The following is a 25,831-nucleotide window of genomic DNA, read 5'->3' on the forward strand; positions in this document are numbered from 1 at the left end:
TTTCACAAAATCTGGGGGCTTCTATTTAGGCAAGCTTTAGGCAAGCCATTTGCCCAGAGACCCGCAATAAGGGCGAACGAAGGGACTCGAACCCTCGAATGGTGGAACCACAATCCACTGCCTTAACCACTTGGCTACGCTCGCCATATTCGTTTTCGCGGTTCTAAGTATAGCATTCAAATAACTGTTTCAGCCACACACATTTCATAGGTGTCTGGGTTACCTTAAAGCATGACGAGGCAAGGGTAACCACTATGGCAGGTTCTCATTCCGGGGTCAGAACGATGGGGAAAATGAACCGGGTTCTCTGGCTGGGTGCTTTAGCCGCGATCTCACTGGTGGCGGTGGGTATGGCTGCGACCAACCCTGACCCTTTCGAGTACGAGCAGTATGCAGCAGATCGGTTATCAATTTATTTAGAAGATCAGCTTTGTGCTGACCTGCCTGCTTTTTTGGCTCAAGTTTTACAGGAGCAGTGTAGCGTCCTACTGAAGCAAAACCAGTCCGCTTTTCAGGAGATCATTCGCAACCATACACAGCGGCAAAATTTTGTTCTGTTCAGCCGCTATAGCACTACCTTGGCCCTTCCTGGCACCGGCCTGCTGCCCACCTATCAGGTAGACTCGTTAGGAGCCTTTAACCGCTTCTTCACCTATAGAGCTGTCCAGCACTGAGGTTTGGCTAGCCAAACGATAGAGAAAGTTTTGCTCTGTCAAGAAGGTAAATGCTGTTTTAGATACTGGAGAACAGAAGCCAGGTCCCTATAATATGTCTACACAAAAACGCCCTGGTGTGTTTTTGCTCTGTTCTGTGATTTAGGGGTGTCTCTTGTGTCTGCGTCTTCTCCTACAGCTTACCTGTTGATTGCTCACGGTAGTCGGGACCCTCGTCCCCAGGCTGCGATGAATCGTTTAGCGCAGTTAGTTCGAGATCAGCTCAGGGAGCGAACTGTACTGAATCGGCCTAATAAATCCTTCGGCGCGGATCTCAAGGCGGCCCCCTATCAGATGATGACAGCGGCGGCTCTGGTTAACCTGCCGACGCATCAGAGCCGATCTGCGCCTGCCATATCTAGTGATTGGGACCAGCAACCGCCGTATCCTATCGTGGGCACTGCCTATCTAGAGTGCACACCGTTGCCGCTGCATCAACAGGTGTATGAGTTCTGCGTGCGGGTTAAGGCGGCTGGTGTGGAGCGGGTAAAACTGGTGCCCATCTTTTTGCTGCGGGGAGTCCACGTGGTGGAAGATATTCCGCAGGAAGTGGCGCTGGCGCGAGAGCAGTTGGCGGGCTGCATGGCTATAGACTTATGCACCCATTTGGGCAGCCATTCCCGGCTGGGCCAGGTTTTGAAGGCAAAGGTGGCGGCGACAGCTTCTAAGTCTTGGCTGCTGCTAGCCCACGGCAGTCGACAGCCTGGCGGCAATGATTCAGTCGAGGCGTTGGCACAGTCTTTGAGTGCGAATGTTGCGTTTTGGTCGGTATCGCCAGATTTAGAAAGTCAAGTGGTGCAGCTGATGCAGTCGGGCTGCCAGCAGATCACAATCATGCCCTACTTCCTGTTTACTGGCGGCATTACGGATGCGATTACACGCGTAACTGAGGAGCTAGCCGAGCGGTTTCCTCGGGTGAATTTTCGGCTGCTGCCGCCTCTGGGAGCCACAGTAGAGGTGGCCCGATTGACTGCTGAAATTGCTTTGGATAGTTGCTCTTCGAGCGCGGGGGCTGTGATTAAGCCTATGAAGCGCATGGCGCTGCGGCATTAAGGTCAGCTGTTCCCCATGAACTGAATGGTCTTGGGGCTGGCCTATAATTGGGTTTACTTTTTGTGAGAGCTGGCCTCGAAAGGAGCTGGCTTGTGGGCTGTGCAATGGCTCTTTTGGGCCGGGCTTTGACCATCACATCTCCCGCTAGCCACTGCCTAGATAGGCTGCGGCAGCTGTCCTCCTGTCCCAATCAGGATATCGATGTATGACCTTATCAACTCTGCTTGGCCTTTCTGAGGCTCCGTCTGCTCCAGGTAAGGTGTATCTGGTAGGGGCTGGGCCGGGAGATCCGGGGTTGTTTACCCTGAAGGGTAAGGCCCTGCTGGAGTGTGCTGATGTGGTGGTTTACGATGCGTTGGTAAGTCCACCCATTCTGGCGATGATTAATCCTCAAGCCGAGGTGATTAATGCTGGCAAGCGCCGGGGTGACCACTCGCTGCTGCAGCCCGACATTACGCAACTGCTGATCGACAAAGTGCAGACCCATGCCCTAGTGGTGCGGTTGAAAGGGGGCGATCCTTTTGTCTTTGGTCGGGGGGGTGAAGAGATGGTGGCTTTGGTCGAAGCGGGCATTGCGGTGGAGGTGGTGCCAGGAATTACTGCTGGGGTAGCTGTTCCGGCCTATGCCGGTATTCCTATTACCCATCGTGACTACAGTTCTTCGGTAACGTTTGTAACGGGCCACGAGTCAGCTGGGAAGTACCGGCCCGAGGTGAACTGGTCTGCGATCGCACATGGCTCCGAAACCATCGTGATCTATATGGGCATCCACAACTTAACGAAAATTGTTTCTGAACTGCTGGCGGCGGGGCTGCCTGCTGCCACGCCGGTAGCGCTGGTGCGCTGGGGCACGCGCCCGCAGCAGCAGGAACTGCGGGGCACGCTGGAGACGATTATGGAGGCTATCCAAGCAGCGGATTTTAAGGCTCCTGCGATCGCAGTTATTGGCCAAGTCGTCAATTTATACGCGTTGCTGTCTGAGTGTCGGCCTGAAGTAATGAGCTATGGGGCCTCATCCGCCAGCTAAGCTGCCGTAGATTTCTGTAACATAGGCCTCTACAAACCTGAGCCTGATCAAGCAAGGCGCTAATATGCCTATGCTTTCTGACGGATGGGGGGGATCTATCGACCTTTGCTTGTCGTACTTTTAGGTCTATCTCGAAGTGAGTTTGTGTTGCTAGGATAGAAGCAAAGCAATTTGTCGCACAAGGGTATTCCCAGCCGCTTATGACCGCCGCAATCCAAGTTGAGAAAAAGAAAGTTCAGCAGCCGCCTCTAGAGATTCACGTTCTGGGAGACAAGGTGCTGCGTCAGCCCGCCAAGCGAGTTGCCAAGGTGGATGATGAGCTGCGGCAGCTAGTGCGGGAAATGCTGCAAACCATGTACACAGCTGACGGCATTGGCCTAGCAGCGCCCCAAGTGGCAGTCAACAAGCAGCTGATTGTAGTAGATGTAGACCCGGAAAATGCAGCAACCCCTCCCCTGGTGCTGATCAATCCGCAAATTATCCGCGTCACTAAGGATCTAGCGGTTGGGCAGGAAGGCTGTCTCAGCATTCCTAATGTGTTCCTCGATGTGTTGCGTCCGGCAGCTCTAGAGGTGTCATACAAGGATGAAAACGGTCGGCCTAAAAAGTTGGCAGCTTCAGAACTACTGGCCCGCTGCATTCTCCACGAAATGGATCACCTGAACGGCGTCATGTTTGTAGACCGGGTAGAAAACGCCTTGGCACTCAATCAAGAGCTGCAGAAACACGGCTTCTCCGCGAAAGACGTGCGGCCTGTATAGTAAGGTGGCAGGTAGTCTTTTTTAGGAGTGGATGACGGCCGTGATGACCCCCAAGAGCGGTGTGTTTTTGGCTGGTTCTTGTGTAGCTGCGATCGCAGCGGTTGGTTCCATCTTTGAACTGTCCTCCGGCCAGCCGGACTGGGGCACTCTGCCTACCAGCGTGGTGCTGGCAGTGAGCATTCCTCTGGTGGGGCTGCTGTTCTATGCCGCTGTAAAAGATGCCCGTGCCAATATGTAATAGGTCTTGGTAACGGCGGTTGCCCTAAAAGAATTAGAAAGGCCCAGGTTAATGTACTCAACCTGGGCCTTTTTGGCTAAAAAATAATCGGTGGTCTATAGCCGCTCAATTAAAAGCGGGGGCGCAACGTGCTGTTGGGGGGCCGCTGCATCTTCAACGGTAACGGCAACAGCAGTGACAGTGCCCTGGTCGCGGTAAACTCTGGGCACCAGAATATCCTCCACCAGATCGCCCTCGGCGTCGACCGTAAAGACTTGGGTCAAGATGGCGTCTTTCTCATCAGTGGTAAAGGGTGCGTCAGGTGCAACAACGGTCCAGAGCACGTATACCTGATTAGGCGGTAGGGGCGGCAAATCCTGTACGGTGAGGGTGCCCTCTAGCGTGTCGGGGTTGACCGCAACTGTAACAGACGCCGCTAGGGCAGCATCGGTAGGCTGCAGGGAAAAGGTCAGCGGAGCGGCAGCAGGCCCAGTAGAAGAGGCTATGCGGAGAGTCTGCAGCTCTTGCCAAAGCACATAGTTGCTGATGCTGAGACCGCCAATCAGAACAGCGGCAGCGGCTCTCCACCAACCTTTCCGGTCTGGGCGCTGGCGACCTAAAGGCGAGGACTCGACTACGTGCAAAGCGGGCCTAGAAGGTTTCTCGTAAGCGCTTAGAAGGGCATCGCGCAGGTGGGCCGGGGGCGCAACTTCTGGACTGTCGTAGGCCGACTCAAGGACCTGCTGTAGGCGAGCCACTTCTAACCCCAGCTCTGGATCAGCGGCTAGCTGCTGTTCAAACTGGGTCGCCTCTTCTGGACTGAGGTCACAGAGCACATAGCCTGCGATCAATAGCTGCAACTCTTCTGAATGCATCACCCCAGCCATTTGCTCCTTATTCTCGATTATCTTGAAGGGTTTGGCGTAGCTTTATCAGCGCCCGTCTGGCCCGCGCTTTAACGGTGCCTAGGGGCAGGTTGAGCTGCTCGGCAATTTTGCTTTGACTGAGGCCATCGTAATAAGCCATCTGCAGAATTTGCTGCTGCTCCTGCGACAGCTGAGTCAGCGCCGATTGAACTTCCTGGGACTGTTCCTGCGCCGCTACGATATCGACAGGTGAGTTTCTAGAGACCAGGGGATCGCTGCTGCGGTGCCACCGCTGTAGATGGGTGTGGGCAGACTGATGCGATCGCATCCGGTCAACCGCCCGCGATCGAGTGAGAATAGCCAGATAAGTTCGCAAGGAACCGCGTCGGGGATCGAAGGACAGCGTTCTAGCTAGACTCAAAAAGATGTCTTGGGTGAGATCTTCTGCCTCCTGAGCGTTGCCTAGCAACCTCAGGGCCAAGCCATAAACCAGCCCAGCATGGCGGTCGTAGAGCACACCTAAAGCCTCAGTTTGCCCCGCCCGCAAGGCCAGACAAAGTTCTGCATCGCTAGAGTTGAGATCGGCGTGGCTGCTGGGTGGCTCAGAATGCATAGATGCAGCTTGAGGAAATCTCCCGGATGCCCCGTTGTCGGGTTCAACCGACTCATCTTAACCTGTCGCAGGACGACTCGTCGTGGTAGCGGCAGGGGCAAAGCTAGGTTTATCCCTGCCGCACGGAAGCTTATCGGGCTGTAGATTGCCCTAGTAGGGCATTAAGATGCCGCGCAGTTCACCGCCCCGATTGCGGCTAGTGTGAAGATCAACGTAGAGCATGCCATTATTCAAAGCCTGCAGCTGCTCTTGGGTTAGGGTGTACTCGCCCATCGCCATGCCGCCCATGCCAGTATTGTTGAGCATGACCTGCAGAGCGTATTGGAAGGGGCCATTTTCAGAAGGCATACCCCGGTGAATGTGGAAGGCTGAGGTGATGTTGGCATTAGGCGGATCAACTGGGTCGGTAGCGTAGTTGCGTAGGGAGCTAGACAGGTTGTTGAAGCTGCCTCGAACTACCAGACGGTTACCCGACAAGACTGCTCCGACAGCTCCCCGCGCCCTGGACATAGGTGCTTTGGGAACTACATTGGCAGGCCGCAAAATTGCTCCGTAAGACATCATGCCGCTGCCGGTCATGCCTTGAGCCAGCAGTGCCGACTCTGCAGCGTTAAGGTTGGTGGCCAGAGCTTCTAGCGAAGCGGGCAATGAAGTGGCTTGAGCCGTGGTAGGGGCGGGAGTCGCCATGCGGCTAAAGGCGGGTGACGAGACACCGACTAAAAATAGGCAGGTTAAAGCGCCAAGCAAGCAATTCAACACAACGCGCTGAACGTTCTTCATGGGTATTCCTTATGGGATGAATGCGTGAGTTACCTGCGCCTGGCTCCAAAGCAAGGGGTATAGGGCAGGTGGTTGTATTTAGTACGAAGCTGGTTGGGAATTGGATGCAGGAAGCGGAGAGGCGAGGGATTAGCGGTGGGGGGATAGGGGTTGGCAGGTAGGGCAGTAGTAGTAGCGTCGTCCGCCGCTGATGGCTTTGATAATAGGGGTGCCGCAGATGTAGCAGGGCTGGGTTTCGCGGCCAAATACCCAGTGGCGATATTCCCGGCGAGCTAAGCCTTCTGCTTTGAGGCGAGCAGCTAGCGCTAAGTCGTTGGTAATGCCGTTGTGCTGGTAGGACTGGCGGGGAATTGCGATCGCACCTTTCACCAACCCCTCAATTTGTACTTCTGAGCAATCCATAGGCCGTAGCGTCGGATGAGTTCTAGCCACAAACAGGATCTCGCTACGTAGGTAATTGCCGATGCCGCAGAGAAACCGCTGATCGAGCAGCAGCGACGAAAGGCTTTTTCGCCGAAAGCGGGTCGAGGTGATCTGCTCTAGCACCGTCGCTTCGGTAGTGGTCGGTTTCAGTACGTCTGGCCCTAGGTTGCGGATGAAGGGGTGATGGGGCACTTCATCAGCGTATAGTACGGCAATGTCTGAAGCGCTATAGAGCAGGGCTGATTTCTTGCCGGTGTGAATAGCAAAGCGGAGCTGGCGCTTAGTGGGTGGGTAGTCGTGGGCCGAACGCACCATCCAAAGCCCGTAGAGCTGGTTGTGGCTATAGACGCAGATCTCGTTGTCGAAGCGAGTAACCATAGCCTTGCCGAAGGTTTCGATGGCCGCTACCGCTCGTCCAGCTAGCTTTTCCTCGAAGGGCTTGAGGTGCTCAAAGGCAAAGAAGACTGCGGTAGTGGGCTGATGTGCGATCGCTTTTTCCAGTCGATCTGCAGCTCGACGAATTTCCGGTCCTTCGGGCATGGGTTATAGGCAAAAAACTCCTCTTCTCACTATGCCGCTTTTTTCTTTTCTGCCTCTAGCCAGCCCAAGGAAAGCAAAAAAGAAGGGGAGGCGTTAGCGCCTCCCCTGTCTTTCCCGTTCTGCCCTTTGTCGTCGGGCTGTGTATTGCTGTCTTTTAACCGCTGGCGCAGCTGCTGTTGCCGCTTGACCAACTGCCGCTGTCGGGCTGATCCGCCTCGACCCTTGTCATTTCGCCCCTTACGACGAGGCGATTCCCACCGCTTCAACTGTTGAGACATGGTGTACCTCACGACTTATCTCTATTTTCTATCAGCTAATACAGCTCCGGCTAGGGCAATTCCCGATCTTATTGGCAAGGTTTACGGGAAAGCCTAACCCGTTAGGTTAATCCTGACTCTCATCTTTGAGCACATCTCCCAAATAGCGCTGCACAAACTCCTCAGCAGCCCGGTGATTTAGGGTTTTTAGGGCTTTGAGAATATCGGCAGCTGTCTCAGCCGTGGGGTCTCGCTCTTCGTGAAACCACTTATAGATAGCAGAGCGCTGCAACCCCATCGCAACGGCAAGGCTGTTTTGGCTAATGCCGTACTTGGTTAGGACTTCCCTTAGGGCTTTACCGGCTTTTCCCATGCTCCTTATCGTCCCAAAGGAGCACAACACCGTAAATGTAATCGGTTGAGATGACATTCTAATAAAAAAGCCCTATGATGGCTAATGTAATCGCAAGAGATGACATTAGCTTTTCGAGGTGCTCAATATGGTTAAAGCCTTTCTAACTTCAGACATTCCAGCCCACGAAGCTCAAGCTGCCGTGACTGCCGATTCTGCCGCTGAATCTGGTAGAGAGAGCGTCAGAATTTTAGTAAAAGGCTCGCCCCGTAGCGTGAAGCGAGTAATTCACGAACTCTATCGGGTAGGTTTTGCCGAGGTTAGGGAGTGGAGCAAACCTCAAGCCACCGGCCGAGTCAACGAAGTGATAAGGATTTTGACTCGCTACGTTTTGGGAGAATAGGGGCCAAATGCCAATCGAGCAAATTGCTTTCTGGGTCAGTGGCTAGAGCTGTTCTTGACTGGTTTTAATACATATCTGTAGCGATCTTGCATCTCACATTGCCCTATAGCTGCTGCTTAGCAAGAGCTATAAATTTTTCTGCTCTCTCACTCTGTGTCTCTACCTCTGCTCGGCTGGTTTTAGAAGCAGTATCATAGTCAGCTTTTGTACGAGACTGTTCTACTTGAATCAGATTTCGATGAAACTCTTTGGGGATGCGACCCGGTTTTGCATAGATTTCACCGAACTTGGCAATCACCCCAGAATGTTTAGAGAGTGATAGCCCTTCCTTTAGCAGGAAAGCCTCTGCGATGTAAAACATTGCATAGTAGGCTCTAGAGACAGCGATATCGTAGAGGCTCTCTGCAAGCAGTAATCTTGCGGCTTGGACATTTTCCTCAGCTTTTGTAACAAGCTGCTACTGCTCAAACGTCAAAGTGGACCCCCTTCCTGATAGACGTTACGAATAAGAGCATTTCCCTGGCTTTGGTAGCGGCTAGCAGAGACAAAAACATTGCAGATCACAACGCTGTAAGTCAAACAAAGATCTGAGATAAATTCGCCTGTTCGCTCGATCTCGATCCAAGGATCAATCTCACCTTTGAGGACTACCATCACGTCGATATCAGAATCAGGCTCTGCTTCTTGGTGAGCCCGAGAGCCAAACAACATTAATCGCTCTAGGCGTTCACTGTAGAGGTTTTTAAGGTAAGCCTGGAGCTGATCGAGGATTTCAGTCAGCTGAGGATGTTGCATTAGAGTAGGCCCATACTGCCTAATGACAGCATATGTCGAAATTTCTACGCTGTCTGTTTCATTGCTTTCCCTTGTTCTTAACCAGCAAGTGTGAAGATACAGGGGATGTTCTGAAGCTGCCCCACGGGGGCTGCAATGCCATGCCTGGTTGAGATGTAGGTCACCTTGAACAAAAAAAGAGACGCTAGCAATCTTGCTAACGTCCCTCTAAAGCTCAAGCGTAGGGTGGGCAAAGGGCAACCGTCCGTGCCCACCTTCTCAAGGCATCAGCGGCAGTGAGCATCCATCCTACAGCGCGCCACATCCTCGCTTTGTGGAGGGGTGTAGCCTTGCTTCTCGAATGGCTAGCAAAGTTTGTTGAATTCAGCACCGTAATTATTGAATTCGTCGCGACGATCCTTGAATTCGTCGCGCCATTTGTTGATTTGGTCGCGACGATCCTTGAATTCATCGCGCCATTTGTTGATTTGGTCGCGACGATCCTTGAATTCATCGCGCCATTTGTTGATTTGGTCGTGATGATCCTTGAATTCATCGCGCCACTTGTTGAATTCATCGTGCTATTTGTTGAATTGGTCGTGATGATCCTTGAATTGGTCGCGCCTTTTCTTGATTTTGTCCTCTTATTCTCAAGAAACGGCCCCTTTTTCTCAATAACCAGGCCAATTGCCTGCTAAAAGTTCAGAGCCAGTTTCGATTTAGCATAAATACTGACAGCGCGCGAAACATTCAGAGGGTCAGCCTCCGTAACTTGGCGTAGATCCTTGCTGAATGCTTCGCGCCTATCTCAATCTGGGGATTAATCCTTGTCGCAGACCACGCCAAAGACAAAATCCTGAATCGTCTCGGCAAAGTCCTCATCTCCAGCAGCAGGCTTCACCGATAGGGCCATCTCCACCGGGTTGTCCACCCGATTCCGACGAAACATATTGCCAATATCTCGCCGAAACAGCTCCGCCTGAGGAATTTGCCCCGTCACTGTCGTTGGGTCGCCGTTAGTCAAGGTAGTAATTTCCAGGTCGTTGAACGGCACAAAAGTGACAAAATCATTCCACAGACTAGCCACCGTGAGCGTGTCCCAGAAAAACAGTGTGTCAAACACAAAGACACCCGGAGCCGGTTGATTCGAGCGCTGCAGCGTTTTAACAAACTGAGCCGGGGCCGTATTACACACTGCTGGATTATTCTCAATCCGGTCGGCAAAGCCTGCCAAGTTGGCAAAGTCAGTAGCATTGAGCGGCACAATCGAGGTCGAAATGCCCGAATTCAAAACCTTATCGACAGCCAGGGCATCCACCCAAAAATTAAACTCTGCGTTATTGAGAGAATTAAACGCCTGCTTGTGCTGATTGGTTTGAATGCCTTCAAAGTTAGTGCCTGGAAAAGGCAAGTGGTGCATGCCAAAGATATGCTCCCCAGCCTGATAGTAGATGTTGCCCACTGTCCACACCGGGAAGGGCTCATTTAGGCGGTAGCGGCCCTGTTCGTCAAAGTTGTCCGCTTTATTGGTGTCCCAAGCGCCTCCCATATGGCGGGTCGAAACGACATCATCGAGGTCTTCCAGCTCAAGGTTGCGGGGGCAGCCGTACTTAGCTGGGTTCTTTTCGATTTTGTCGTAGGCCCTAGCCAGGTTGGTGACTGGCCCCACCGTGACTACCGTAAGTGGGTTGCTATCTTGATAAGACTCACAGATAGTAGAAGCGATAAACTCAGAAGCCTTTTTGCGAGGAGCAATCAAATCAAGTTCCGACAGACCAAAGGTATCTAGAGTGTTTTGAGCGGTGGGCAAAACATAGCGCAGCGTTTCATCGCGAAAGGCGCGGTTAAATTCGTTCCAGCAGACCACATCGGGCTGTTGAAACACGAACTCTTGGTGAAAAATGCACGGCTCTAGCGCCTTGCGTCCTCCCAAGGGAAGCTGCATTCGAATGGGGGTACGGCCTGCTCCCGGAATAGGTTTGCCAAAGGCATCAGCTTCGTTGGCAACCGCAATGGTGGCAACGCTCTCATCACAGCCCGAGTAGATTTTGGCATCGTCGTACTGGGCCAGGGAGATGACCTTTTGAAAAATGCCGTCGATGGTGCCTTCTTCAGCGGAAAAGTTGCCCAGCAGATCCTGCTTGAGTTGGGGGTAGCCGCTGGAGTTGTTGCAGTAGGCCTCACCGTGGGCCATGGTCGTTACACCTATTAGCTTCACTGGAGGGTTGGGCTGTTGGGAGGCCAGGGCCAGCACCAGCACGGCATAAAAATCTTCGAAGGCACCGTCGGTGTCGTAAATCACTCGAATCGGCTCCGAGGCCTGCTGGAGTGGAGGGGCCGGAGTTCCCTGCTGGAGGCTATCTAGATCGACACATTCCCCTGCCGCATTAATTAGATAGGCCAGCATACCAGGGCACTCCAGATCTTGAGCGTGAGTATCTGCCCCAACGGCCAAACTCACAACACCTGCTGAAACAACGGCCAAAAATTTTTTCATTGGGTAAATACTCCCTGCAAAGCTGTGATGCCCCCCCACGCTTCCTCGGGTGGGCAGGGAGAGCTGTCGTATCGTAGCAGGCTGCCCGAGACGGTTATGTTTTGCCCAATACGGCCAGATGTATGAACAAAAAAAGGGACGCTGGCAATCTTACCAGCGTCCCTTTTCAATCAATGGGCGGAGCGAGACTCGAACTCGCAAGGCCGAAGCCGCCGCATTTTGAGTGCGGTGCGTCTACCAATTCCGCCATCCGCCCGTTGTTTCAGCTTCACTATTATACTGAATTGGCTTCGATTTCAACAGCTGAAAATATTCTTGGCTGCTGGCCCAGCGATCGACCTCCCGCGCTCGCAGTACCGGCACCGGATGCGTAAGATCTTGGGTGCGGATTTGCTTGAGCATGTCGCCGATCTGGTCACTGCTGATGGCGTCGTAGGAGCGAGCCTGCTCTAGAAAGGCCTCTACATTGAGCTGGCTAGATAGAGTCGGGGAGCCGCCCGAGAGCTTCATTAGCAAGGAGGCGACAATCCGAGGGTCTTGGGCAACTAGGAGGGCGGCGCGATCGCACGTAAACTCCGCACACCTAACCCACTCCATCATCTGGGTCTGCAAAGCCTGAGCCAACACCTCGCCCATCGGTAGCTGCGTAGCTGCCAGGGACAAGAGATTAGCTAGCGTTAGATAAACCCCGTGGTCACATTTCAGATGGCCCAACTCATGGGCGATCACCGCCTGAATCTCCTCTGGCGTGAGCAAATCTAGCAACGAAGTGTGAACCACAATAAACGGCTGCTTGCCCCGCATGGCAAAGGTATAGGCATTGGGAACCGGATGCTGCCGGACATAGAGCTGGGGCGGCTCTAGATCGAGAACTTCACAGGCTTCTAGTAGCAGCGTGTGGAGCTGAGGCAGCTGTTGCTCACCCACTAGCACACTAGAAGCGATATTCTCTAGGTAGAAAAATTGCTCTCCCAGCGGACCGATCAGATTGCGGATCAGTATGTCTAGTCCTGGAAGCTGCTTGAGGGCTTGAGTCGATTCCTGGTCTAGGGGATGCCGAAACTGGTCTGCCTTAAGCCCCAATAAACAAACTTTCGAACCCATGCTCAGGTGTGGTGACCTCGTAGCGAAGAGCCTATCGGGTATTGAGTCCGTTGAGTCGGAGTGAGGAGAAGGCTAGAAATGAGCCTCAAAGACTCGGCTTGCCTGCTGTACTAGCTCCAATACCTGATGTTGGCTTGATTATTTGGATAGTATAGCGAGGTTTTTGGGCTCTCAGGGGGATAGGGGTGAATGACCTCCCTAATCAAACAGGTAACCAAGCAGGAGCGCAGCGCCTGCGCTCCTGCTCGATGGGTTAGAGGCTGACCTCCGCAGCTAAGGGAGTTGTGCCTGCCTCAGCTGCGGTCACCCGGCTGAGATTTGCCCCCAAGCCGCGCAGCTTGGCCTCTAGGTTCTCGTAGCCTCGGTCTAGGTGGTGCAGCCCTTGGATAACTGTGGTGCCTTGTGCTGCTAGTCCTGCCAGCACCAGCGCTGCAGAGGCCCGCAGATCGGTGGCCAAGACAGGAGCGCCCGACAGACCCGAAACCCCTTTGACAATGGCGCAGGTGCCATTCATCCGGATATCAGCGCCCATGCGGTTAAGCTCGGCTACGTGGCGCAGCCGATTTTCAAACACAGTTTCGGTAATCAGGCTGTTGCCATCGCACAGGCTCATCAGAGCCATAAACTGGGCCTGCATATCCGTAGGAAAGCCTGGGAAGGGGCCAGTTTGAATGTTGATGGGGCGGATGGTATCGCCTGGAATAAACCTTACTCGGTTAGGGCCTTCCTCAACGATGTCGCCCCCAGCCTCGCGCAGTTTGGCGATAACGGCAGTGAGATGCTCTGGAATAATCGGCGACAGGCTGATTTCAGAACGGGTAATTGCGCCAGCTACCAAAAAGGTGCCCGCCTCAATTCGGTCGGGAATGATGCCGTAGTCGGTGCTGTGTAGGCTGGGAACCCCGGCAATGGTGATGGTGTTGGTACCTGCGCCTCGAATGCGAGCTCCCATCGCTCGGCAGAAGTTAGCCAGATCGACCACTTCGGGTTCTTGAGCAGCATTTTCGATGATGGTTTCCCCATCGGCCAGGGTAGCAGCCATCATTAGGGTTTCCGTTGCGCCAACACTGGGGTAGTCGAGGTAGATGTGGGCTCCCTGTAGGCGGCGACGGCTACCTGGAATATAGGCATGAACGGTGCCGTGATCGATATGCACGTCGGCACCCATCGCCTGCAGCCCACGCACGTGCAGCTCAACCGGACGGGCCCCAATAGCGCAGCCTCCAGGCAACGGCACCCGAGCAACGCCCATGCGAGCTAGCAGTGGGCCGATGACAAAGAAGCTGGCCCGCAATCGGCTGACCAACTCGTAAGGGGCTTTGGTGTGACGAATCGTGCTGGCATCAATGTCGAGAGTGTTGCCATCTCTGGAAATTTTCATTCCCAGCGCCAGGAGAACTTCTCCCATACGCTCAACGTCTACCAAAGAGGGAATGTTGCGAATCCGGCACTGCTGAGAGCAAAGCAGGGCACCTGCCATCACAACTAGCGCAGAGTTTTTTGCGCCGCTGATGGATACGTGCCCCGACAAGGAGGCTCTGCCGTAAATTTTCAGCACAGAATCGTCTGCCTCGGGGGAAGCAGGCACGTTGTGCAGACCAGTTGGGGTAGCGATAGGCTTAGCCTCCAAAAACTTAATTAGTGCGACAGAATTTTTTCGTCTAGATTCTACCCGAAACATTCTTGCTCGCTACTGAGTTTTTAACCCGTTTTCGGCAATCTGACCTAATTGCTTGGCTACTTTCTTCTAAAGGCAAAAATCTTTTTCGAAGAAGTACTTGACGAAATGGGTTTTGTGCCGCATATTGATAAATCGCGGCACAAATGCTGCACCGCTAGCGGAACTGGCGGAATTGGTAGACGCGCTAGATTCAGGTTCTAGTGTTCGCAAGGACTTCCGGGTTCAAGTCCCGGGTTCCGCATATAAAACAAGACTGCTTTGCAGTAGTTTTGAACTTTGAAAAGTGCTATTTCGGTAGCACTTTTTTGTTTGTTTTAACGGAAAGAAATGAAGCTTTAGACTTTGTTATATATCGGGCCAGTTCTTCAATAAATTCTGATCAGTCGTTGATCAGTCGTTGGGATAACAGAAGGGAAGGGCTGGTTGTGGGTTGAGGTATCACTTGGGTTGTCACAAGGAAGCGTCGGCGATGTTGACGAGCTTGCAAAATTCTTTGGTTAAACACGTTCGCAAGCTGCACCAGGCCAAAGGGCGACGGGCCTATGGCCAGTTTCTGCTAGAAGGCACTCATTTGGTGCAGGAGGCCTGGGGGACGGGCTATCCCCTGGAAGTGGTGTGTTGCACCCCTGCTTGGGAGAGCCGCTACCCTGACCTGCAGCAGACGCTGGCTGGCTATGCGGCGCGGTTTGAGCGAGTGAGCCCAGAGGTGCTAGCTGCGATCGCAACCACCGTTCATCCCGATGGCGTTGTTGCTGTTGCCCCCCACCGCGCCCCGCTAGCAGCGGCGGCTGCTCCTACTCTGGGTATTGCTGTTGAAACCCTGCAAGACCCTGGCAACCTGGGCACGCTGATCCGTAGCGCTAGCGCTGTAGCCGCCGACGGTCTTTGGCTCAGCGCCGATAGCGTCGATCCAGCCCATCCTAAGGTGCTGCGAGCTTCGGCCGGACAGTGGTTTCGCTGCCCCACGACAGTGAGCCCTGACTTAGCGGCTCAGGTCAACCAGTGGCAGCAGGCAGGCATTCAGGTACTGGGCACCAATGCCCAGGCCGAGGTTGATTACTGGGCGGTTGATTTTCATCCGCCGACTGTAATCCTCCTCGGTAATGAGGGAGCTGGGCTTTCTCCAATCCTGCTAGAGCAGGTTTCGCAGCAGGTAAAAATTCCCCTGAACCCAGCAGTGGAGTCGCTCAATGTTGCGATCGCAGGCACGCTCCTGCTCTACGAAGCCCTGCGCCAGCGAATGGGGAGCGGTTCTTGAAGGCCCGATAGGGTGGAGCCAGACAACGCGTGAGCGTAAGGGCACTCAATTCACGTCTATGGGGTGTTCATGAACTGCTCAATGTCAGCCGCTGCTGCCTCAAGGGCTGCTTCTAGGTCTGACTGCGGCGAGGCTGTTGTCTGAGCCGAGGGTGCCGCCATTGCTGGAGGTGCTGAGGCTGTTGGCTGAGCAGGGGGTGTGGGGGCAGGTGGCTCAACCTCTGCTTCGGCTTTTAAGACGTTTTCTAATTGGCCTAGGGACTGCATGAATTCATCGCTAGAGGCCTGCCGCTGATAATGAGAATGATTTGACATGCAACTCCGCTCCAAACGGAAGGACAGTGGGAAGGCTGAAGCCTAATCCGCTTCAGCTAGGCGTGGGAGGATGTCAGGCAGCTCCCTAAATTAGGGTTTGCCCAATTTGGCGGGTTCTCTAACGCGAGGTTTCTTCTCAAGGGTTCTTCCAAAGATTCCCTCTAAAACAGTTCCCTTGCCCATCAGCGAGGATAGGAGCATACCTTTGGCCTGGGGCAATTCAAGGCCGGCCGGTGACTGGGGTTCACTAAGGCACCTACTGAGATGTTGTCTAAAACGCCGTCTCTAGTCAAGAATGGAAGAGGGCTGATACCCCTGGCTTTCTGTTTACAGAGATTTGTTTGCAGAAATGAGTCAGCCTGGGGTGAGGGCATGTTTAGGTGATGTCTGGGAGAGTGACGTGAGTCAAGCATTCGACTACGATCTGCTGATTATTGGTGCAGGGGTGGGGGGGCACGGAGCGGCTCTCCATGCCGTTAAAAGCGGCCTCAAGACTGCGATTGTAGAAGCCGGAGATATGGGCGGCACCTGCGTTAATCGAGGCTGTATTCCCTCCAAGGCCCTGCTGGCGGCATCGGGCCGAGTCCGGGAACTGCAGGATGCGGCGCATCTCAAGTCTTTGGGAATTCAAGTGGGGCAGGTCGGGTTTGACCGGCAGGCTGTGGCTGACCACGCCAAAAATCTGGTGGGCAAGATTCAGGGCGACTTGACCAACAGCCTCACCCGGCTAAAGGTGGAGACGCTGAGAGGTTGGGCTAAGGTTGCTGGTGAGCATAAGGTGGTGATTGAAACCGCCGAGGGCGAAAAGACGGTGACGGCCCGCGACATCTTGCTGGCTCCGGGGTCGGTGCCCTTTGTGCCACCCGGTATTGAACTTGATGGCAAGACGGTTTTTACCAGCGATGAGGCCATTCGCCTAGACTGGCTGCCCGACTGGATCGCTATCATCGGCAGCGGCTATATTGGCCTAGAATTTTCTGATGTTTATACTGCCCTCGGCTCCGAGGTGACGATGATCGAGGCGCTAGATCGGCTGATGCCGACTTTCGATCCCGACATTGCCAAGATTGCTGAGCGGGTGCTGATCAATCCCCGCGCCATCGATACCCGAGTGGGTCTGATTGCCAAAAAAGTGACCCCCGGTTCGCCGGTGCTGATCGAACTGGCTGACCCTGCCACTAAAGAAACCGTTGAAGTCCTAGAAGTCGATGCTTGCCTAGTAGCCACTGGGCGAATTCCTGCCACTAAGAACTTGGGGCTAGAGTCGCTCGGCATTGAGCTAGATCGGCGTGGCTATATCCAGGTTAATGACCAGATGCAGGTGCTGCGAGATGGTGAACCCGTAGCTCACCTGTGGGCCATTGGCGACTCTACGGGCAAGATGATGCTGGCCCATGCGGCTTCGGCCCAAGGGGTAGTGGCGGTTGAGAATATGTGCGATCGCACCCGCACCATCAACTACCAGAGCATCCCAGCGGCAGCCTTTACCCACCCAGAGGTGAGCTTTGTTGGCATGACGGAGCCCACAGCCAAAGCCCTGGCCGAAGCAGAGGGGTTTGCGGTTGACTCGGTGCGAACCTACTTTAAGGGCAACTCCAAGGCGCTAGCTGAAGGGGAGTCTGACGGGCTAGCCAAGGTGATCTACCGCAAAGACACCGGGGAGATCTTGGGGGCGCACATCATCGGTATGCATGCGGCTGACCTAATTCAAGAGGCGGCCAATGCGATCGCTCAGGGCCAGACAGTCACTGACCTGTCTTTCTGCGTCCACACCCATCCCACCCTGTCTGAGGTGCTGGATGAAGCCTTCAAGCGGGCTGTGGTAGTTCCCTCCTAGCGTTTTCTCCATATCCCTTCGCAGGCCCTCGCAGGATTTATGCACATTCGTCGCCGCCCGCCCAATCCTTCGGTTTCTGTGCAGGCTCTTCAGTATCAAATCCAGGTGCCTGATGCTGAGCCTCGCAACATCTTAGAGAAGATCATTTGGCAAAAAGAGGAAGAGGTCGAACAGCTGCGGCAACAGCAGGCTCTGCCAGAGCTACAGCGTCAGGTGTTAAGTGCGCCGCCGCCTCGGGACTTTGCTGCGGCCTTGCGGCAGGGTAAAACAACCCCGGCCCTGATTGCAGAGGTCAAAAAAGCCTCTCCTAGTAAAGGCGTGATTCGGGAGGATTTTGATCCGGCTGCGATCGCAAGCACCTATGCCAGCCACGGAGCTACCTGCCTGTCGGTTCTAACCGACAAGACCTTCTTTCAGGGTGACTTTGAGTACCTGGCCCAGATCCGGCAGGCGGTTGATTTGCCTTTGCTCTGTAAGGAGTTCATTATCTACCCCTACCAGATGTATTTGGCTCGGGTGAAGGGGGCCGATGCGGTATTGCTGATTGCAGCGGTGCTCTCTGACAAAGATTTGGGCTATTTCGTGCAGATTGCCAAAGCTTTGGGCATGAGCGCCCTGGTCGAAGTCCACACCCTAGAAGAATTAGATCGGGTGTTAGCCATTGAAGCGATCTCTTTGATCGGCATTAACAATCGCAATCTGGCCGACTTTACTACTAGCCTAGAGACGACTCGCCAGCTGATTGCTGCCCGTCGAGCCCAACTACAGGCCCGCAATGCCATCGTGGTCAGTGAATCTGGAATTCACGCGCCAGCCGACCTCAAATTTGTGGCCGAAGTGGGAGCAGATGCGGTGCTAATTGGTGAATCTTTGATGAAGCAGCCCGATCCAGGTCAGGCAATTGTCGATTTGTTTACCTAGTTTCTTCTACGATTACCGTACTCTGCTAATAACCGTATTTGCTGGAGCGCGATCGCAACATGGCTATTCCAGGTATTTTTTACTCAGCGGCTGGTTGACTCTATGGTGAACCCGGAATATCAGATTCCTCTTCCTTCTCACATCCACTACGAACTGCTGCTACAGCTTCTCGAACGGCAGACCATGGCCGCCGCATACCAAAACCCGGTATTGAAGACAAAGGTTCAAGAGCTGATCGGTACTCTTCGCAAAGCTCTGTCCCAACAGCGTCAGATAGAAGATATATGCCAGCAATCCAAAATCTCACTCGAATATTACTGGTCGTTAAATGATTTCTCAAAGCCGTCCTCCGCCCAGGAGAAGTAGGCATCAGGTCGGCTGTTGAAAAGCCAAAATCAGGTTCTTAAAAGAGAAGACTTAAAGTGAAAGAGCTGTTACTCATGAGTAACAGCTCTTTCACTTTAGGAAATGAACGTAATAAAGAACGCTCAATCTCTTAGCTGTGACCGCCGGTAACGACGCTCTGCAGCAGGGGCAGATTTGTCCACAGCAGGTAGGCAAAGGTTGCCCCACCAATGCCGCCAATCAAAAAGCTGCCAGCAAACTCGCTCCAGCCCTCTTCGGTCTCCAAACTAGCAGGAGGGGTGAAGGGAGTGGTCGTTTTGGTGACCGTCTTGTTGACGCCCGCGCCTGAATAAAGGGACAGGCAAGCAGTCAAAATGATGATCAGGCCAGCTGCAGACAGCAGGCCCGCTAGACCAGGGATATCAGAATCCCGCAGAGGACCAAAGTAGGTGAAGGGGCCAAACAGGAAATAGCCATGGGCCATGCCAATTTCCAGTCCTCGCCGCTGAGGCGAGAGGCCGGAACGGTAAGCAGGTAAGTTCCCAATAAAAGCTTTGGTGAAACCAGAGGAATTAATTGGGGTCTCTAGGTCTCCGACCTGCGGATCGTTAAGGGCAGGCCTGATGGGATCGTCTGATGGCCTTACAGGTGCAGTGGTAACCACCATAAAAAAGGGTTCTCCAACTCAAACAACATTCACAGCAAAGAATCAACAACCCATCTTCGATGAGCGATTGATTTGAGTCTTGGAAAGATATTAGAAAGCGTTAGGGAATTCCGCCTCTGCCCTTATGGGTGAAAGAGCAGATCTGGGAAGAATCGATTGAATTCGATTAGGGCACTTGACAAAATAAGCAACGTGATGGTGGCCAACACGGGAGCAGTTGACAAGTATCTTTGCAAACCATTAGACATGGGTTTGTTATTCTCCTGAGCGCAATGACTAGGACGTTAAGAATTAGCGAGGGGAAACGGTAATTTCGTTTTCCTTTGCAAACATCTCACCTGTGGTGATCTCTTTGAATGCTACGAGGGGCCAAGCGAATGCTCCCAACGCGCATTTAATAGCTAGGGGAAGCTCAATGACAACTTCTTTTTCTTCAGGGTTCTTTTCAGCACGCACAGCCATGATGTAAGAACGACCTGCCCAGCCGATGAAGCCAGCAATGTATAGGAACAAGATGCTGGGGATGATGAACTCACCTGCGTGAGAGAGGTCACCACTGACTACTAGGTGGGGCAGCCCTTCGGGTCCACAGAGGACATTGGATCTGCCATACATAGCAAAGCGAGCCTTGGCTGATTCGGTTTTGGCACCGTCAGCCCGCTTTTGGAAAGCAGCATTTTCGCTACAGGGGGTCAGGCCAGAGACATTGTCTCCAGCCAGTCCAGCGGAGGCTGGAGCGGCGAAGCCAAACCAGAGGCAAATGACCAGTACTACAGCAAACAACCGTCGCATAAACTGTTTCCTTTTGTTACAGAGAAACCAGGCGTTTTTGAACAAAACGTTACGTTTTTTGAACAGGAATTCACCCAACTTAGGCGCAATCATACCCCGCGGGGGAAACCCCGTAAAGCTAAGATGGATGGGGTGTTTACATCTCTACAAACTCTTATACAAACTGTTTAAGCATGGTCACAATTCTCGCTTTAGAAACAAGCTGTGATGAGACAGCAGCGGCTGTCGTTAGCGATCGCACAGTGCTCAGCAGCGTTGTGGCCTCTCAAATTGAGACTCATAAGCGTTATGGCGGGATTGTACCCGAGGTGGCCTCGCGTGAGCACGTGGTAACGGTGGGAGATGCGATCGCAACCGCCCTAGATCAGTCCCGCCTGGGTTGGGCCGATATTGATGGGGTAGCGGCTACCTGTGCCCCCGGCCTCGTCGGAGCGCTGATGGTGGGGTTAACGGCTGGTAAGACGCTGGCAATGGTGCATAACAAGCCGTTCCTAGGCGTGCACCACTTGGAAGGGCATATCTATGCCTCCTATCTGGCCGATCCAGACTTGCAGCCTCCCTACCTGTGCCTGTTGGTCTCTGGTGGCCACACTAGCCTAATTTACGTCAAAGACTGTGGCCACTACGAAACCCTGGGCCAAACCCGCGACGATGCGGCAGGCGAGGCCTTTGACAAGGTGGCGCGGCTGTTGGGCCTGGGCTATCCGGGCGGCCCTGTAATGGACCGTTTGGCAAAGGAGGGCAACCCCAAAGCCTTCCCGCTGCCCGAAGGCAATATTTCTCTTCCTGGCGGCGGCTTTCACCCCTACGACTCCAGCTTTAGCGGGCTGAAGACGGCGGTGCTGCGGCTGGTCGAGCGGCTCCGGGCAGAGGGCGTTGACCCACTGCCGGTAGCCGACATTGCCGCCAGCTTTCAGGAGACCGTAGCCAGAGGGCTAACCAAGCGAGCGATTGCCTGTGCTTTGGACTATGGGCTGCCTGCGATCGCACTAGGCGGCGGCGTCGCGGCCAACAGCGGCTTGCGGCAACACCTTCAGGAGGCTGCTGCGGAAAAGGGGCTCAAGGTTATGTTTCCGCCCCTCAAGCTCTGCACTGATAATGCTGCCATGATTGGTTGTGCCGCCGCCGACCACCTGAACCGAGGCCATCGATCGCCCTGGTCCGTGGGCGTACAGTCGCGCATGCCCGTGACCCGTGTGATGGAGCTGTACGGCGAATCTCAACCGTAAAGACCCGGTTCATCGCGTCTTTGTGCTGTCATGCTCCACCCCCTAACCGCCTTTATCGCCCCTCGTACCGCTGTCCCGGCTGAACCTCCAGACTATTGGTACGAGGGGCGCTGCCCGTATACAGGACAGATTCTGCGGCTGCCGAGGACCGGGTTGGCGCGTGCGATCGCACACGCCCTCATGGCTCAACTCGCGGCTGAGCGTGGTTCTGACACTGAGGGCAAAATGTATGGGGTCTTGTTGGTGCAGACAGCAGAGGGCAATCACGGTGTCTTAAAAGCATTTTCAGGGCTACTAGAGGGGCAAAGCGAGGTGGCTGGTTGGGTGCCGCCGATTCCGGGTCGAGAACAGGTTGCCTGCGAGGAAGCCAAGACCCTAGCCGCCCTTGATCAGATCAAACAGCGCCTGATAGCACTACAACAACTTCCTGAGCGGGAAAAGTTCAGGGTGCAGTCCCAGGAATTTGAAGCCCGCCTGAAGGCGCTAACCCAGGTGCACCAACAGCGGAAACAGCAGCGGCAGGCCCAGCGGCAGCAGGTTCAATCCCATGAGCTAGGGGCAGTGGCAACCGATCTTGCCGTCCTAGACGAGCAAAGCCGCCAGGACGGGCTAGAGCGGCGGCGGCTCAAGCAGAAACAAGCGGTGGTATTGGAGCCGCTAAAGGATGCGATCGCAGCTGCCGACTCCGAGATTTTGGCCCTCAAGCGCCAGCGCAAAGACCTCTCCCGGCGACTGCAGGCGCAAATGCATGAGACCTATCGCTTAACCAACTTCGCGGGCCAGTCTCAATCGATTGAGGCATTGGCTCAGAACGGCCTGCCTACAGGAACCGGAGACTGCTGCGCCCCAAAACTGCTGCAGTATGCCGCCACACAAGGATTAATGCCCCTAGCAATGGCCGAGTTTTGGTGGGGTCGGCCCTCAGCCAGTGGGGACAAGTTACCTAGACAGTTCTATGGGGCCTGCGAAGACCGCTGCCAACCCATAATGGGCTTTCTCCTGGCAGGACTCAGCCCCCGCCTGCAGCCTCTAGCAGGGGCGCAGGAGCCTGCGCCTGGTGCAACGTCTTTAGCTGTTATCCAAAGCCCCAGCCCCGTTTCGGTTTCCCACTCCTTGCCCATCCTCTACGAAGATGAATGGCTAATCGCCCTCGATAAACCTGCAGGGCTTTTGTCCGTCCCTGGCCGCTACCTCGACACCCAAGACAGCGTACTCAGCCGCCTACGTCATTCCCACCTAAAGGGAGACACCCTAATCGCCGTTCACCGTCTCGACCAAGACACCTCCGGCATTCTCCTGCTTGCCTGCGACCCTGAAACCGGCCAGCACCTCAGCCGCCAGTTTCAGCAGCGACAGGTGCAAAAGACCTACGAAGCCGTCCTAGAGGGCACAATCAAAACCCTGTCAGGGCTGATTAACCTGCCGCTGTGGGCTGATCCGCAGGATCGCCCAAAACAAAAAGTTGACTGGCAAAAAGGCAAGTCCAGCCTCACCCGCTTTCAGGTCGTTCCCTCAGCAGATCGATTAGAGAACTCCTTACCACCCGCAGCAAAACCCTGCTCAGAGCACGCTATCTCTACCCCAGTAACCCGGATTGAGTTCTTTCCCATTACCGGCAGAACCCACCAGCTAAGAGTTCACGCAGCCGATCCAGCAGGATTAAACGCACCCATCCGGGGCGATCGCATCTATGGCACCCCAGCAGCCAACCTGCGGCTGCACCTCCACGCGAGAGAGTTGCGCTTTCACCACCCCCATACCAACAGCGAAATTCATCTGTCCTGCCCAACCCCGTTTTAAGGCAGAGGACTGACCCACCACTTCTCTGCGTCTCCCCTCCTCTTCACCCAGAAACCACCGAAGCCCGTCGTCGAGGCGAGGGAAAAAGCGATCGCACTGCTGCCTGTCTTGCCTCAGGGGTTTCCCCTGCCGCATTCCAAAGCGTGTCGTAGAAAAAGAAAGAGACGCCTGCATAGCCTCGATCCCTCACAGAACGAACCTTCTGACTGATTAGGTTGATCGACACAGGAGCATTTTTAAGCCCAGTCAAAATGCCGACTGCGGTGGGAATGTGGCCTCGCGCCCGCACGATCTCAGGCTCCTGCAGAACGGCATTGAAGCTGCTCAGGCTGTCTCGATACACCTGCACAATCAGCTCCTCTACGTAGCCCTCCTGTTCCCACCGAGGCCAGTCCTGCAGATAGCGGCTGTAGGCAAAGCGAGCCGGATTGGGCGAAACGGAAATGACGGCATTGGGCCGATGGGTTTTAACGACTCGAAACACCTGCTCCAGGAATCGGCTGATCTTGTCTGCCCGCCAGCGCATCCACTCGGGGTCTTGGGAATTGGCCGGAGGCGTGCGACCGCCGTGTTCTTGCTGGTAGAGTGCCACAGTGTAGGAGTCGTAGCCAAACTCGACGGGCAGACCGAAGTGGTCATCTAGCTGCAAGCCATCGACGTCGTAATTGGCCATCAGTTCTGCCACCAGATCCAGAATGAACTGTTGCACCTGGGGATGAAAGGGGTTTAGCCAGACGCGCGTATGGCGGCCCTCTTGATAGAGCTTGGCTTGGGGTGAACTGCCCCGCTTCTGGGTCAGCCAGTCGGGGTGACGCTGGGCCAAGGGCGAGTTGGCCGGAGCCATAAAGCTGAACTCAAACCAGGGAATGACACTGAGGTTACGGGCGCGAGCCAGCCCTACCAGCTCTTGCAGCAGATCGCGGTTGCCCTGGGCTGCCTCTAATGCCTCATTACGCCCCTGGTCCTCCAAGTCGGGGTAAATGCCCTGCTTGTAGCCAATCTCACGGGTGGCAACCGCGCTGGGAAACAGCGTGTAGCCCCAGCTCCACACTGCCGGATAGAGGGTGTTGAAGTTTAGAGCAGCTAGCCGATCTAGAGCTGTTTCCAGGCCCTGCCTAGAGAACAGTACGTCGCTGTCTACATTGGTCATCCAGACGCCGCGAATCTCGCTGTCGCCCCGAGCATAGGCTAGAGGCACAGCATCTCTCGACATCCTAGCGCTAGACAGCCCCGGCACCAGCACCAGCCCTATGACCAGGACTACCAACAAGCAATAGCGTAAGCGTTTCACCATAATCTCCCCAAGGCGGTTTTCCTACCTTAGGAGAAGACTCGCCTTTTTGGATCTCCGTCTTCAGGGGGTTGTCCTCCGGAAAGATGGAGATGGAGGTTGGGCCTGCTTTTGTTTACTGAGCAGTATGTTTGAGCTGTTCAGTAGAAGCGTGTGCTTAGCCCAGCTACTGCTGCAGGGGGGGAACTACATAAGGAGAGTCAATTCTTTCAACGTCACCTCGCTCTACTAGTGCCTGATACAGCATTGCCACAATTTCTGCTCGGGTGGCAGGCTGCTCGGGTCTTAGCAGGTTCGGGTCAGGATGATTGACGACTAGCCCTTCTGCTGCCGCTGCTGCCACTTTGCCCCTAGCCCAGTCGGGTAGCTCACCGCTGTCCGGAAATCGGCTCAGAATTTCCTGGGTATAGGGAGAATCGGGAATGCCTAGGCCGCTGGTCAAGCTAACCAATACTTGCGATCGCGGCACCAACTCATCCGGCCGAAAATCTCCCTCTGGAAATCCCCGCATGTAGTTGGCTGCAACTGCTTGCTGAATCGCCTCAGCTGCCCAATAGTCAGGAGCAACATCGGTAAATTGAGGATTGCCAGGGGTTTGAGGGGTGCCAGGAGTTTGAGGATTAATCAGGGATTCGTTTAGAAGCGCTGCAAGTTCGGCCCGTGTCAGAGCCCGATCTGGCTGAAACTGCCCTTCTGGGAAATCAGGTAGATAGCCTGCTTCAAAGAGGCGAGCGATAAAGGGATAGGCCCAATGGTCAGGCGGGACATCGGAAATATCGAGAGGCGGCGGGGTCGTAGTGGCCGGGTCTGCTGGAACCGGATCTGCGATCGCTGAGTCTGCGGTTGCTACTGGAACACGTTGAGTCGGCAAGAACGGGCCAAAAATTCCGCCCGTCGCAGCGGGGTCTTCTAACGGGGCTGAACCTACTCCTGGGCGAGCGGTTTCTGGAACTCTGTCTTGCCGCAGCCGTTCTGCCTCTAAATCAGCAGGATCTCCTGGGACTGGGGCTACTCTTGGACGGGTTGGATCGTCCAGAGGGGCTGCTCCTGGATCACCCAAGTTAAACAGGCCAGTAGTTTGCAGGCCAGGTCGGGTCAACCCCCACAGCAAAATACCGCCCAGTGCCAAAAAGGCAACAACCACGGCAATAAACTCGTCAAAATTGAGAGGTGCGGAGGCAGAGTTGGTGGGGCGAGTGCGATCGCTCGGCGTTTCTCCAGGCTCAGGCGGTAGGTTGACCATAAACAAGACCCTTTGGCAGTGAGTTCATATTAACCCTACCTAGTAAAAGTCTTTAGTCAAGAGCAATAGCAGT

General features: G+C 54.5%; 29 protein-coding genes, 3 tRNA genes and 1 pseudogene. 14 read left to right on the top strand and 19 right to left on the bottom strand.

The genetic code is table 11. The annotated features are described in order from the left end of the window. Window positions 1–71 precede the first annotated feature (71 nt). A tRNA-His gene (locus tag H6G13_RS14690) sits at window positions 72–144 on the bottom strand. A gap of 110 nt (window positions 145–254) precedes the next feature. Here H6G13_RS14690 and H6G13_RS14695 point away from each other — a divergent pair. The 5 genes from H6G13_RS14695 (at window position 255) to H6G13_RS14715 (ending at window position 3,792) form a co-directional block, all read left to right on the top strand. Continuing rightward, the gene (locus tag H6G13_RS14695) at window positions 255–674 is read left to right on the top strand and encodes a DUF4359 domain-containing protein (RefSeq protein ID WP_190483983.1); all 420 of its coding nucleotides are present in this window, start codon (window positions 255–257) and stop codon (window positions 672–674) included. Window positions 675–830: 156 nt separating this feature from the next. Then, window positions 831–1,766 carry a sirohydrochlorin chelatase gene (locus H6G13_RS14700; RefSeq protein ID WP_190483984.1) on the top strand — a complete coding sequence of 312 codons (936 nt, stop codon included), beginning with the start codon at window positions 831–833 and terminating at the stop codon, window positions 1,764–1,766. Between the two features lie 205 nt (window positions 1,767–1,971). Continuing rightward, on the top strand, window positions 1,972–2,793 hold the full coding sequence (gene cobA, locus H6G13_RS14705; protein ID WP_190483985.1) for a uroporphyrinogen-III C-methyltransferase: 822 nt from the start codon (window positions 1,972–1,974) through the stop codon (window positions 2,791–2,793). 200 nt (window positions 2,794–2,993) lie between these two features. Next, window positions 2,994–3,554: a peptide deformylase gene (gene def, locus H6G13_RS14710; RefSeq protein WP_190483986.1), complete on the top strand. Its 561-nt coding sequence runs from the start codon at window positions 2,994–2,996 to the stop codon at window positions 3,552–3,554. Window positions 3,555–3,597: 43 nt separating this feature from the next. Then, complete coding sequence (locus tag H6G13_RS14715) at window positions 3,598–3,792, top strand: hypothetical protein (RefSeq protein WP_190484346.1); 195 nt, start codon at window positions 3,598–3,600, stop codon at window positions 3,790–3,792. A gap of 95 nt (window positions 3,793–3,887) precedes the next feature. Here the strand turns inward: H6G13_RS14715 and H6G13_RS14720 are convergent, their stop codons facing one another. The 6 genes from H6G13_RS14720 to H6G13_RS14745 all read right to left on the bottom strand — a co-directional run bounded on the left by H6G13_RS14720 (window position 3,888) and on the right by H6G13_RS14745 (window position 7,623). Next, window positions 3,888–4,646 (bottom strand): anti-sigma factor, encoded by a 759-nt coding sequence (locus H6G13_RS14720; RefSeq protein ID WP_242028336.1) that lies wholly within the window; start codon window positions 4,644–4,646, stop codon window positions 3,888–3,890. A 19-nt stretch (window positions 4,647–4,665) separates the two neighbouring features. Then, window positions 4,666–5,250: a sigma-70 family RNA polymerase sigma factor gene (locus H6G13_RS14725; RefSeq protein WP_190483988.1), complete on the bottom strand. Its 585-nt coding sequence runs from the start codon at window positions 5,248–5,250 to the stop codon at window positions 4,666–4,668. A 150-nt stretch (window positions 5,251–5,400) separates the two neighbouring features. Next, window positions 5,401–6,030 carry a CHRD domain-containing protein gene (locus tag H6G13_RS14730; RefSeq protein WP_190483989.1) on the bottom strand — a complete coding sequence of 210 codons (630 nt, stop codon included), beginning with the start codon at window positions 6,028–6,030 and terminating at the stop codon, window positions 5,401–5,403. A 129-nt stretch (window positions 6,031–6,159) separates the two neighbouring features. Next, complete coding sequence (gene nei / locus H6G13_RS14735) at window positions 6,160–6,993, bottom strand: endonuclease VIII (RefSeq protein ID WP_190483990.1); 834 nt, start codon at window positions 6,991–6,993, stop codon at window positions 6,160–6,162. A 29-nt stretch (window positions 6,994–7,022) separates the two neighbouring features. After that, window positions 7,023–7,271 (bottom strand): hypothetical protein, encoded by a 249-nt coding sequence (locus H6G13_RS14740; RefSeq protein WP_190484404.1) that lies wholly within the window; start codon window positions 7,269–7,271, stop codon window positions 7,023–7,025. A 106-nt stretch (window positions 7,272–7,377) separates the two neighbouring features. After that, complete coding sequence (locus tag H6G13_RS14745) at window positions 7,378–7,623, bottom strand: helix-turn-helix transcriptional regulator (protein WP_190483991.1); 246 nt, start codon at window positions 7,621–7,623, stop codon at window positions 7,378–7,380. A gap of 127 nt (window positions 7,624–7,750) precedes the next feature. Here H6G13_RS14745 and H6G13_RS14750 point away from each other — a divergent pair, with 127 nt between their 5' ends. Then, a complete protein-coding gene (locus H6G13_RS14750; protein WP_190483992.1) occupies window positions 7,751–8,005 on the top strand; it encodes a hypothetical protein in 255 nt (84 codons plus the stop codon). Between the two features lie 103 nt (window positions 8,006–8,108). On the opposite strand, the pseudogene H6G13_RS14755 reads toward H6G13_RS14750, so the two are convergent. Both H6G13_RS14755 and H6G13_RS14760 read right to left on the bottom strand, forming a co-directional pair. Beyond that, window positions 8,109–8,447 (bottom strand): annotated as a pseudogene (locus tag H6G13_RS14755) (HEPN domain-containing protein); the annotation flags it as partial. Between the two features lie 29 nt (window positions 8,448–8,476). Beyond that, window positions 8,477–8,800 (bottom strand): nucleotidyltransferase domain-containing protein, encoded by a 324-nt coding sequence (locus H6G13_RS14760; RefSeq protein WP_190483993.1) that lies wholly within the window; start codon window positions 8,798–8,800, stop codon window positions 8,477–8,479. A 275-nt stretch (window positions 8,801–9,075) separates the two neighbouring features. On the opposite strand from H6G13_RS14760, the gene H6G13_RS14765 reads away from it, so the two are divergent. Next, on the top strand, window positions 9,076–9,477 hold the full coding sequence (locus H6G13_RS14765; protein ID WP_190483994.1) for a hypothetical protein: 402 nt from the start codon (window positions 9,076–9,078) through the stop codon (window positions 9,475–9,477). Between the two features lie 122 nt (window positions 9,478–9,599). Here the strand turns inward: H6G13_RS14765 and H6G13_RS14770 are convergent, their stop codons facing one another. The 4 genes from H6G13_RS14770 to murA form a co-directional block, all read right to left on the bottom strand. Beyond that, a complete protein-coding gene (locus H6G13_RS14770; RefSeq protein ID WP_190483995.1) occupies window positions 9,600–11,276 on the bottom strand; it encodes a nucleoside hydrolase in 1,677 nt (558 codons plus the stop codon). Window positions 11,277–11,450: 174 nt separating this feature from the next. Continuing rightward, window positions 11,451–11,532: transfer RNA gene (locus H6G13_RS14775), tRNA-Leu, on the bottom strand. Continuing rightward, window positions 11,511–12,386 carry a M48 family metallopeptidase gene (locus H6G13_RS14780; RefSeq protein ID WP_347277491.1) on the bottom strand — a complete coding sequence of 292 codons (876 nt, stop codon included), beginning with the start codon at window positions 12,384–12,386 and terminating at the stop codon, window positions 11,511–11,513. Before H6G13_RS14780 ends, H6G13_RS14775 begins: the two co-directional genes overlap by 22 nt. 247 nt (window positions 12,387–12,633) lie before the next feature. Continuing rightward, a complete protein-coding gene (gene murA, locus H6G13_RS14785) occupies window positions 12,634–14,010 on the bottom strand; it encodes a UDP-N-acetylglucosamine 1-carboxyvinyltransferase (protein ID WP_242028337.1) in 1,377 nt (458 codons plus the stop codon). 208 nt (window positions 14,011–14,218) lie between these two features. Here murA and H6G13_RS14790 point away from each other — a divergent pair. Beyond that, a tRNA-Leu gene (locus H6G13_RS14790) sits at window positions 14,219–14,302 on the top strand. A gap of 228 nt (window positions 14,303–14,530) precedes the next feature. Next, window positions 14,531–15,319: an RNA methyltransferase gene (locus H6G13_RS14795; protein ID WP_190483998.1), complete on the top strand. Its 789-nt coding sequence runs from the start codon at window positions 14,531–14,533 to the stop codon at window positions 15,317–15,319. A gap of 56 nt (window positions 15,320–15,375) precedes the next feature. On the opposite strand, the gene H6G13_RS14800 is transcribed toward H6G13_RS14795, so the two are convergent. Further along, window positions 15,376–15,633, bottom strand: coding sequence for a hypothetical protein (locus H6G13_RS14800; protein WP_190483999.1), 258 nt, complete (start codon window positions 15,631–15,633; stop codon window positions 15,376–15,378). Between the two features lie 400 nt (window positions 15,634–16,033). On the opposite strand from H6G13_RS14800, the gene lpdA reads away from it, so the two are divergent. From lpdA to H6G13_RS14815, 3 genes are all read left to right on the top strand, one after another. Next, on the top strand, window positions 16,034–17,470 hold the full coding sequence (gene lpdA / locus H6G13_RS14805; protein WP_190484000.1) for a dihydrolipoyl dehydrogenase: 1,437 nt from the start codon (window positions 16,034–16,036) through the stop codon (window positions 17,468–17,470). 39 nt (window positions 17,471–17,509) lie between these two features. Further along, window positions 17,510–18,391, top strand: a complete 882-nt coding sequence (trpC, locus tag H6G13_RS14810; RefSeq protein ID WP_190484001.1) for an indole-3-glycerol phosphate synthase TrpC — start codon at window positions 17,510–17,512, stop codon at window positions 18,389–18,391. Window positions 18,392–18,493: 102 nt separating this feature from the next. Beyond that, on the top strand, window positions 18,494–18,757 hold the full coding sequence (locus H6G13_RS14815; protein ID WP_190484002.1) for a DUF5340 domain-containing protein: 264 nt from the start codon (window positions 18,494–18,496) through the stop codon (window positions 18,755–18,757). A gap of 130 nt (window positions 18,758–18,887) precedes the next feature. Here the strand turns inward: H6G13_RS14815 and H6G13_RS14820 are convergent, their stop codons facing one another. From H6G13_RS14820 to H6G13_RS14830, 3 genes are all read right to left on the bottom strand, one after another. Then, entirely contained in the window at window positions 18,888–19,403 is a 516-nt protein-coding gene (locus tag H6G13_RS14820; RefSeq protein ID WP_190484003.1) for a photosystem I reaction center subunit XI, read from the bottom strand. Between the two features lie 122 nt (window positions 19,404–19,525). Then, the gene (locus H6G13_RS14825) at window positions 19,526–19,651 is read right to left on the bottom strand and encodes a Photosystem I reaction center subunit IX (RefSeq protein ID WP_190484004.1); all 126 of its coding nucleotides are present in this window, start codon (window positions 19,649–19,651) and stop codon (window positions 19,526–19,528) included. A gap of 43 nt (window positions 19,652–19,694) precedes the next feature. Continuing rightward, window positions 19,695–20,195 carry a Photosystem I reaction center subunit III gene (locus H6G13_RS14830; RefSeq protein ID WP_190484005.1) on the bottom strand — a complete coding sequence of 167 codons (501 nt, stop codon included), beginning with the start codon at window positions 20,193–20,195 and terminating at the stop codon, window positions 19,695–19,697. Between the two features lie 173 nt (window positions 20,196–20,368). On the opposite strand from H6G13_RS14830, the gene tsaD reads away from it, so the two are divergent. Next, window positions 20,369–21,424: a tRNA (adenosine(37)-N6)-threonylcarbamoyltransferase complex transferase subunit TsaD gene (gene tsaD / locus H6G13_RS14835; RefSeq protein WP_190484006.1), complete on the top strand. Its 1,056-nt coding sequence runs from the start codon at window positions 20,369–20,371 to the stop codon at window positions 21,422–21,424. 30 nt (window positions 21,425–21,454) lie between these two features. Next, window positions 21,455–23,224, top strand: coding sequence for an RluA family pseudouridine synthase (locus tag H6G13_RS14840; RefSeq protein ID WP_190484007.1), 1,770 nt, complete (start codon window positions 21,455–21,457; stop codon window positions 23,222–23,224). Window positions 23,225–23,267: 43 nt separating this feature from the next. Here H6G13_RS14840 and H6G13_RS14845 read toward each other — a convergent pair whose 3' ends face one another. Both H6G13_RS14845 and H6G13_RS14850 read right to left on the bottom strand, forming a co-directional pair. Further along, on the bottom strand, window positions 23,268–24,518 hold the full coding sequence (locus H6G13_RS14845; RefSeq protein ID WP_190484008.1) for a glycoside hydrolase family 10 protein: 1,251 nt from the start codon (window positions 24,516–24,518) through the stop codon (window positions 23,268–23,270). A 163-nt stretch (window positions 24,519–24,681) separates the two neighbouring features. Further along, a complete protein-coding gene (locus tag H6G13_RS14850; protein ID WP_190484009.1) occupies window positions 24,682–25,758 on the bottom strand; it encodes an S-layer homology domain-containing protein in 1,077 nt (358 codons plus the stop codon). Window positions 25,759–25,831 lie beyond the last annotated feature (73 nt).

This window comes from Pseudanabaena sp. FACHB-2040, from assembly GCF_014696715.1.
Classification (GTDB): Bacteria; Cyanobacteriota; Cyanobacteriia; order Phormidesmidales; family Phormidesmidaceae; genus JACVSF01.

Excerpts from the sequence above, each read along its gene's own strand:
- H6G13_RS14795 (WP_190483998.1), top strand. The coding sequence starts at position 14,531 with ATGTTGACGAGCTTGCAAAATTCTTTGGTTAAACACGTTCGCAAGCTG.
- H6G13_RS14725 (WP_190483988.1), bottom strand. The coding sequence starts at position 5,250 with ATGCATTCTGAGCCACCCAGCAGCCACGCCGATCTCAACTCTAGCGAT.
- H6G13_RS14815 (WP_190484002.1), top strand. The coding sequence starts at position 18,494 with ATGGTGAACCCGGAATATCAGATTCCTCTTCCTTCTCACATCCACTAC.
- H6G13_RS14730 (WP_190483989.1), bottom strand. The coding sequence starts at position 6,030 with ATGAAGAACGTTCAGCGCGTTGTGTTGAATTGCTTGCTTGGCGCTTTA.
- H6G13_RS14845 (WP_190484008.1), bottom strand. The coding sequence starts at position 24,518 with ATGGTGAAACGCTTACGCTATTGCTTGTTGGTAGTCCTGGTCATAGGG.
- H6G13_RS14695 (WP_190483983.1), top strand. The coding sequence starts at position 255 with ATGGCAGGTTCTCATTCCGGGGTCAGAACGATGGGGAAAATGAACCGG.
- H6G13_RS14820 (WP_190484003.1), bottom strand. The coding sequence starts at position 19,403 with ATGGTGGTTACCACTGCACCTGTAAGGCCATCAGACGATCCCATCAGG.
- H6G13_RS14740 (WP_190484404.1), bottom strand. The coding sequence starts at position 7,271 with ATGTCTCAACAGTTGAAGCGGTGGGAATCGCCTCGTCGTAAGGGGCGA.
- def (WP_190483986.1), top strand. The coding sequence starts at position 2,994 with ATGACCGCCGCAATCCAAGTTGAGAAAAAGAAAGTTCAGCAGCCGCCT.
- H6G13_RS14720 (WP_242028336.1), bottom strand. The coding sequence starts at position 4,646 with ATGCATTCAGAAGAGTTGCAGCTATTGATCGCAGGCTATGTGCTCTGT.
- H6G13_RS14770 (WP_190483995.1), bottom strand. The coding sequence starts at position 11,276 with ATGAAAAAATTTTTGGCCGTTGTTTCAGCAGGTGTTGTGAGTTTGGCC.
- H6G13_RS14825 (WP_190484004.1), bottom strand. The coding sequence starts at position 19,651 with ATGTCTAATGGTTTGCAAAGATACTTGTCAACTGCTCCCGTGTTGGCC.
- cobA (WP_190483985.1), top strand. The coding sequence starts at position 1,972 with ATGACCTTATCAACTCTGCTTGGCCTTTCTGAGGCTCCGTCTGCTCCA.
- H6G13_RS14760 (WP_190483993.1), bottom strand. The coding sequence starts at position 8,800 with ATGCAACATCCTCAGCTGACTGAAATCCTCGATCAGCTCCAGGCTTAC.
- tsaD (WP_190484006.1), top strand. The coding sequence starts at position 20,369 with ATGGTCACAATTCTCGCTTTAGAAACAAGCTGTGATGAGACAGCAGCG.
- trpC (WP_190484001.1), top strand. The coding sequence starts at position 17,510 with ATGCACATTCGTCGCCGCCCGCCCAATCCTTCGGTTTCTGTGCAGGCT.
- H6G13_RS14840 (WP_190484007.1), top strand. The coding sequence starts at position 21,455 with ATGCTCCACCCCCTAACCGCCTTTATCGCCCCTCGTACCGCTGTCCCG.
- nei (WP_190483990.1), bottom strand. The coding sequence starts at position 6,993 with ATGCCCGAAGGACCGGAAATTCGTCGAGCTGCAGATCGACTGGAAAAA.
- H6G13_RS14800 (WP_190483999.1), bottom strand. The coding sequence starts at position 15,633 with ATGTCAAATCATTCTCATTATCAGCGGCAGGCCTCTAGCGATGAATTC.
- H6G13_RS14750 (WP_190483992.1), top strand. The coding sequence starts at position 7,751 with ATGGTTAAAGCCTTTCTAACTTCAGACATTCCAGCCCACGAAGCTCAA.
- H6G13_RS14830 (WP_190484005.1), bottom strand. The coding sequence starts at position 20,195 with ATGCGACGGTTGTTTGCTGTAGTACTGGTCATTTGCCTCTGGTTTGGC.
- H6G13_RS14715 (WP_190484346.1), top strand. The coding sequence starts at position 3,598 with ATGACCCCCAAGAGCGGTGTGTTTTTGGCTGGTTCTTGTGTAGCTGCG.
- H6G13_RS14850 (WP_190484009.1), bottom strand. The coding sequence starts at position 25,758 with ATGGTCAACCTACCGCCTGAGCCTGGAGAAACGCCGAGCGATCGCACT.
- H6G13_RS14745 (WP_190483991.1), bottom strand. The coding sequence starts at position 7,623 with ATGGGAAAAGCCGGTAAAGCCCTAAGGGAAGTCCTAACCAAGTACGGC.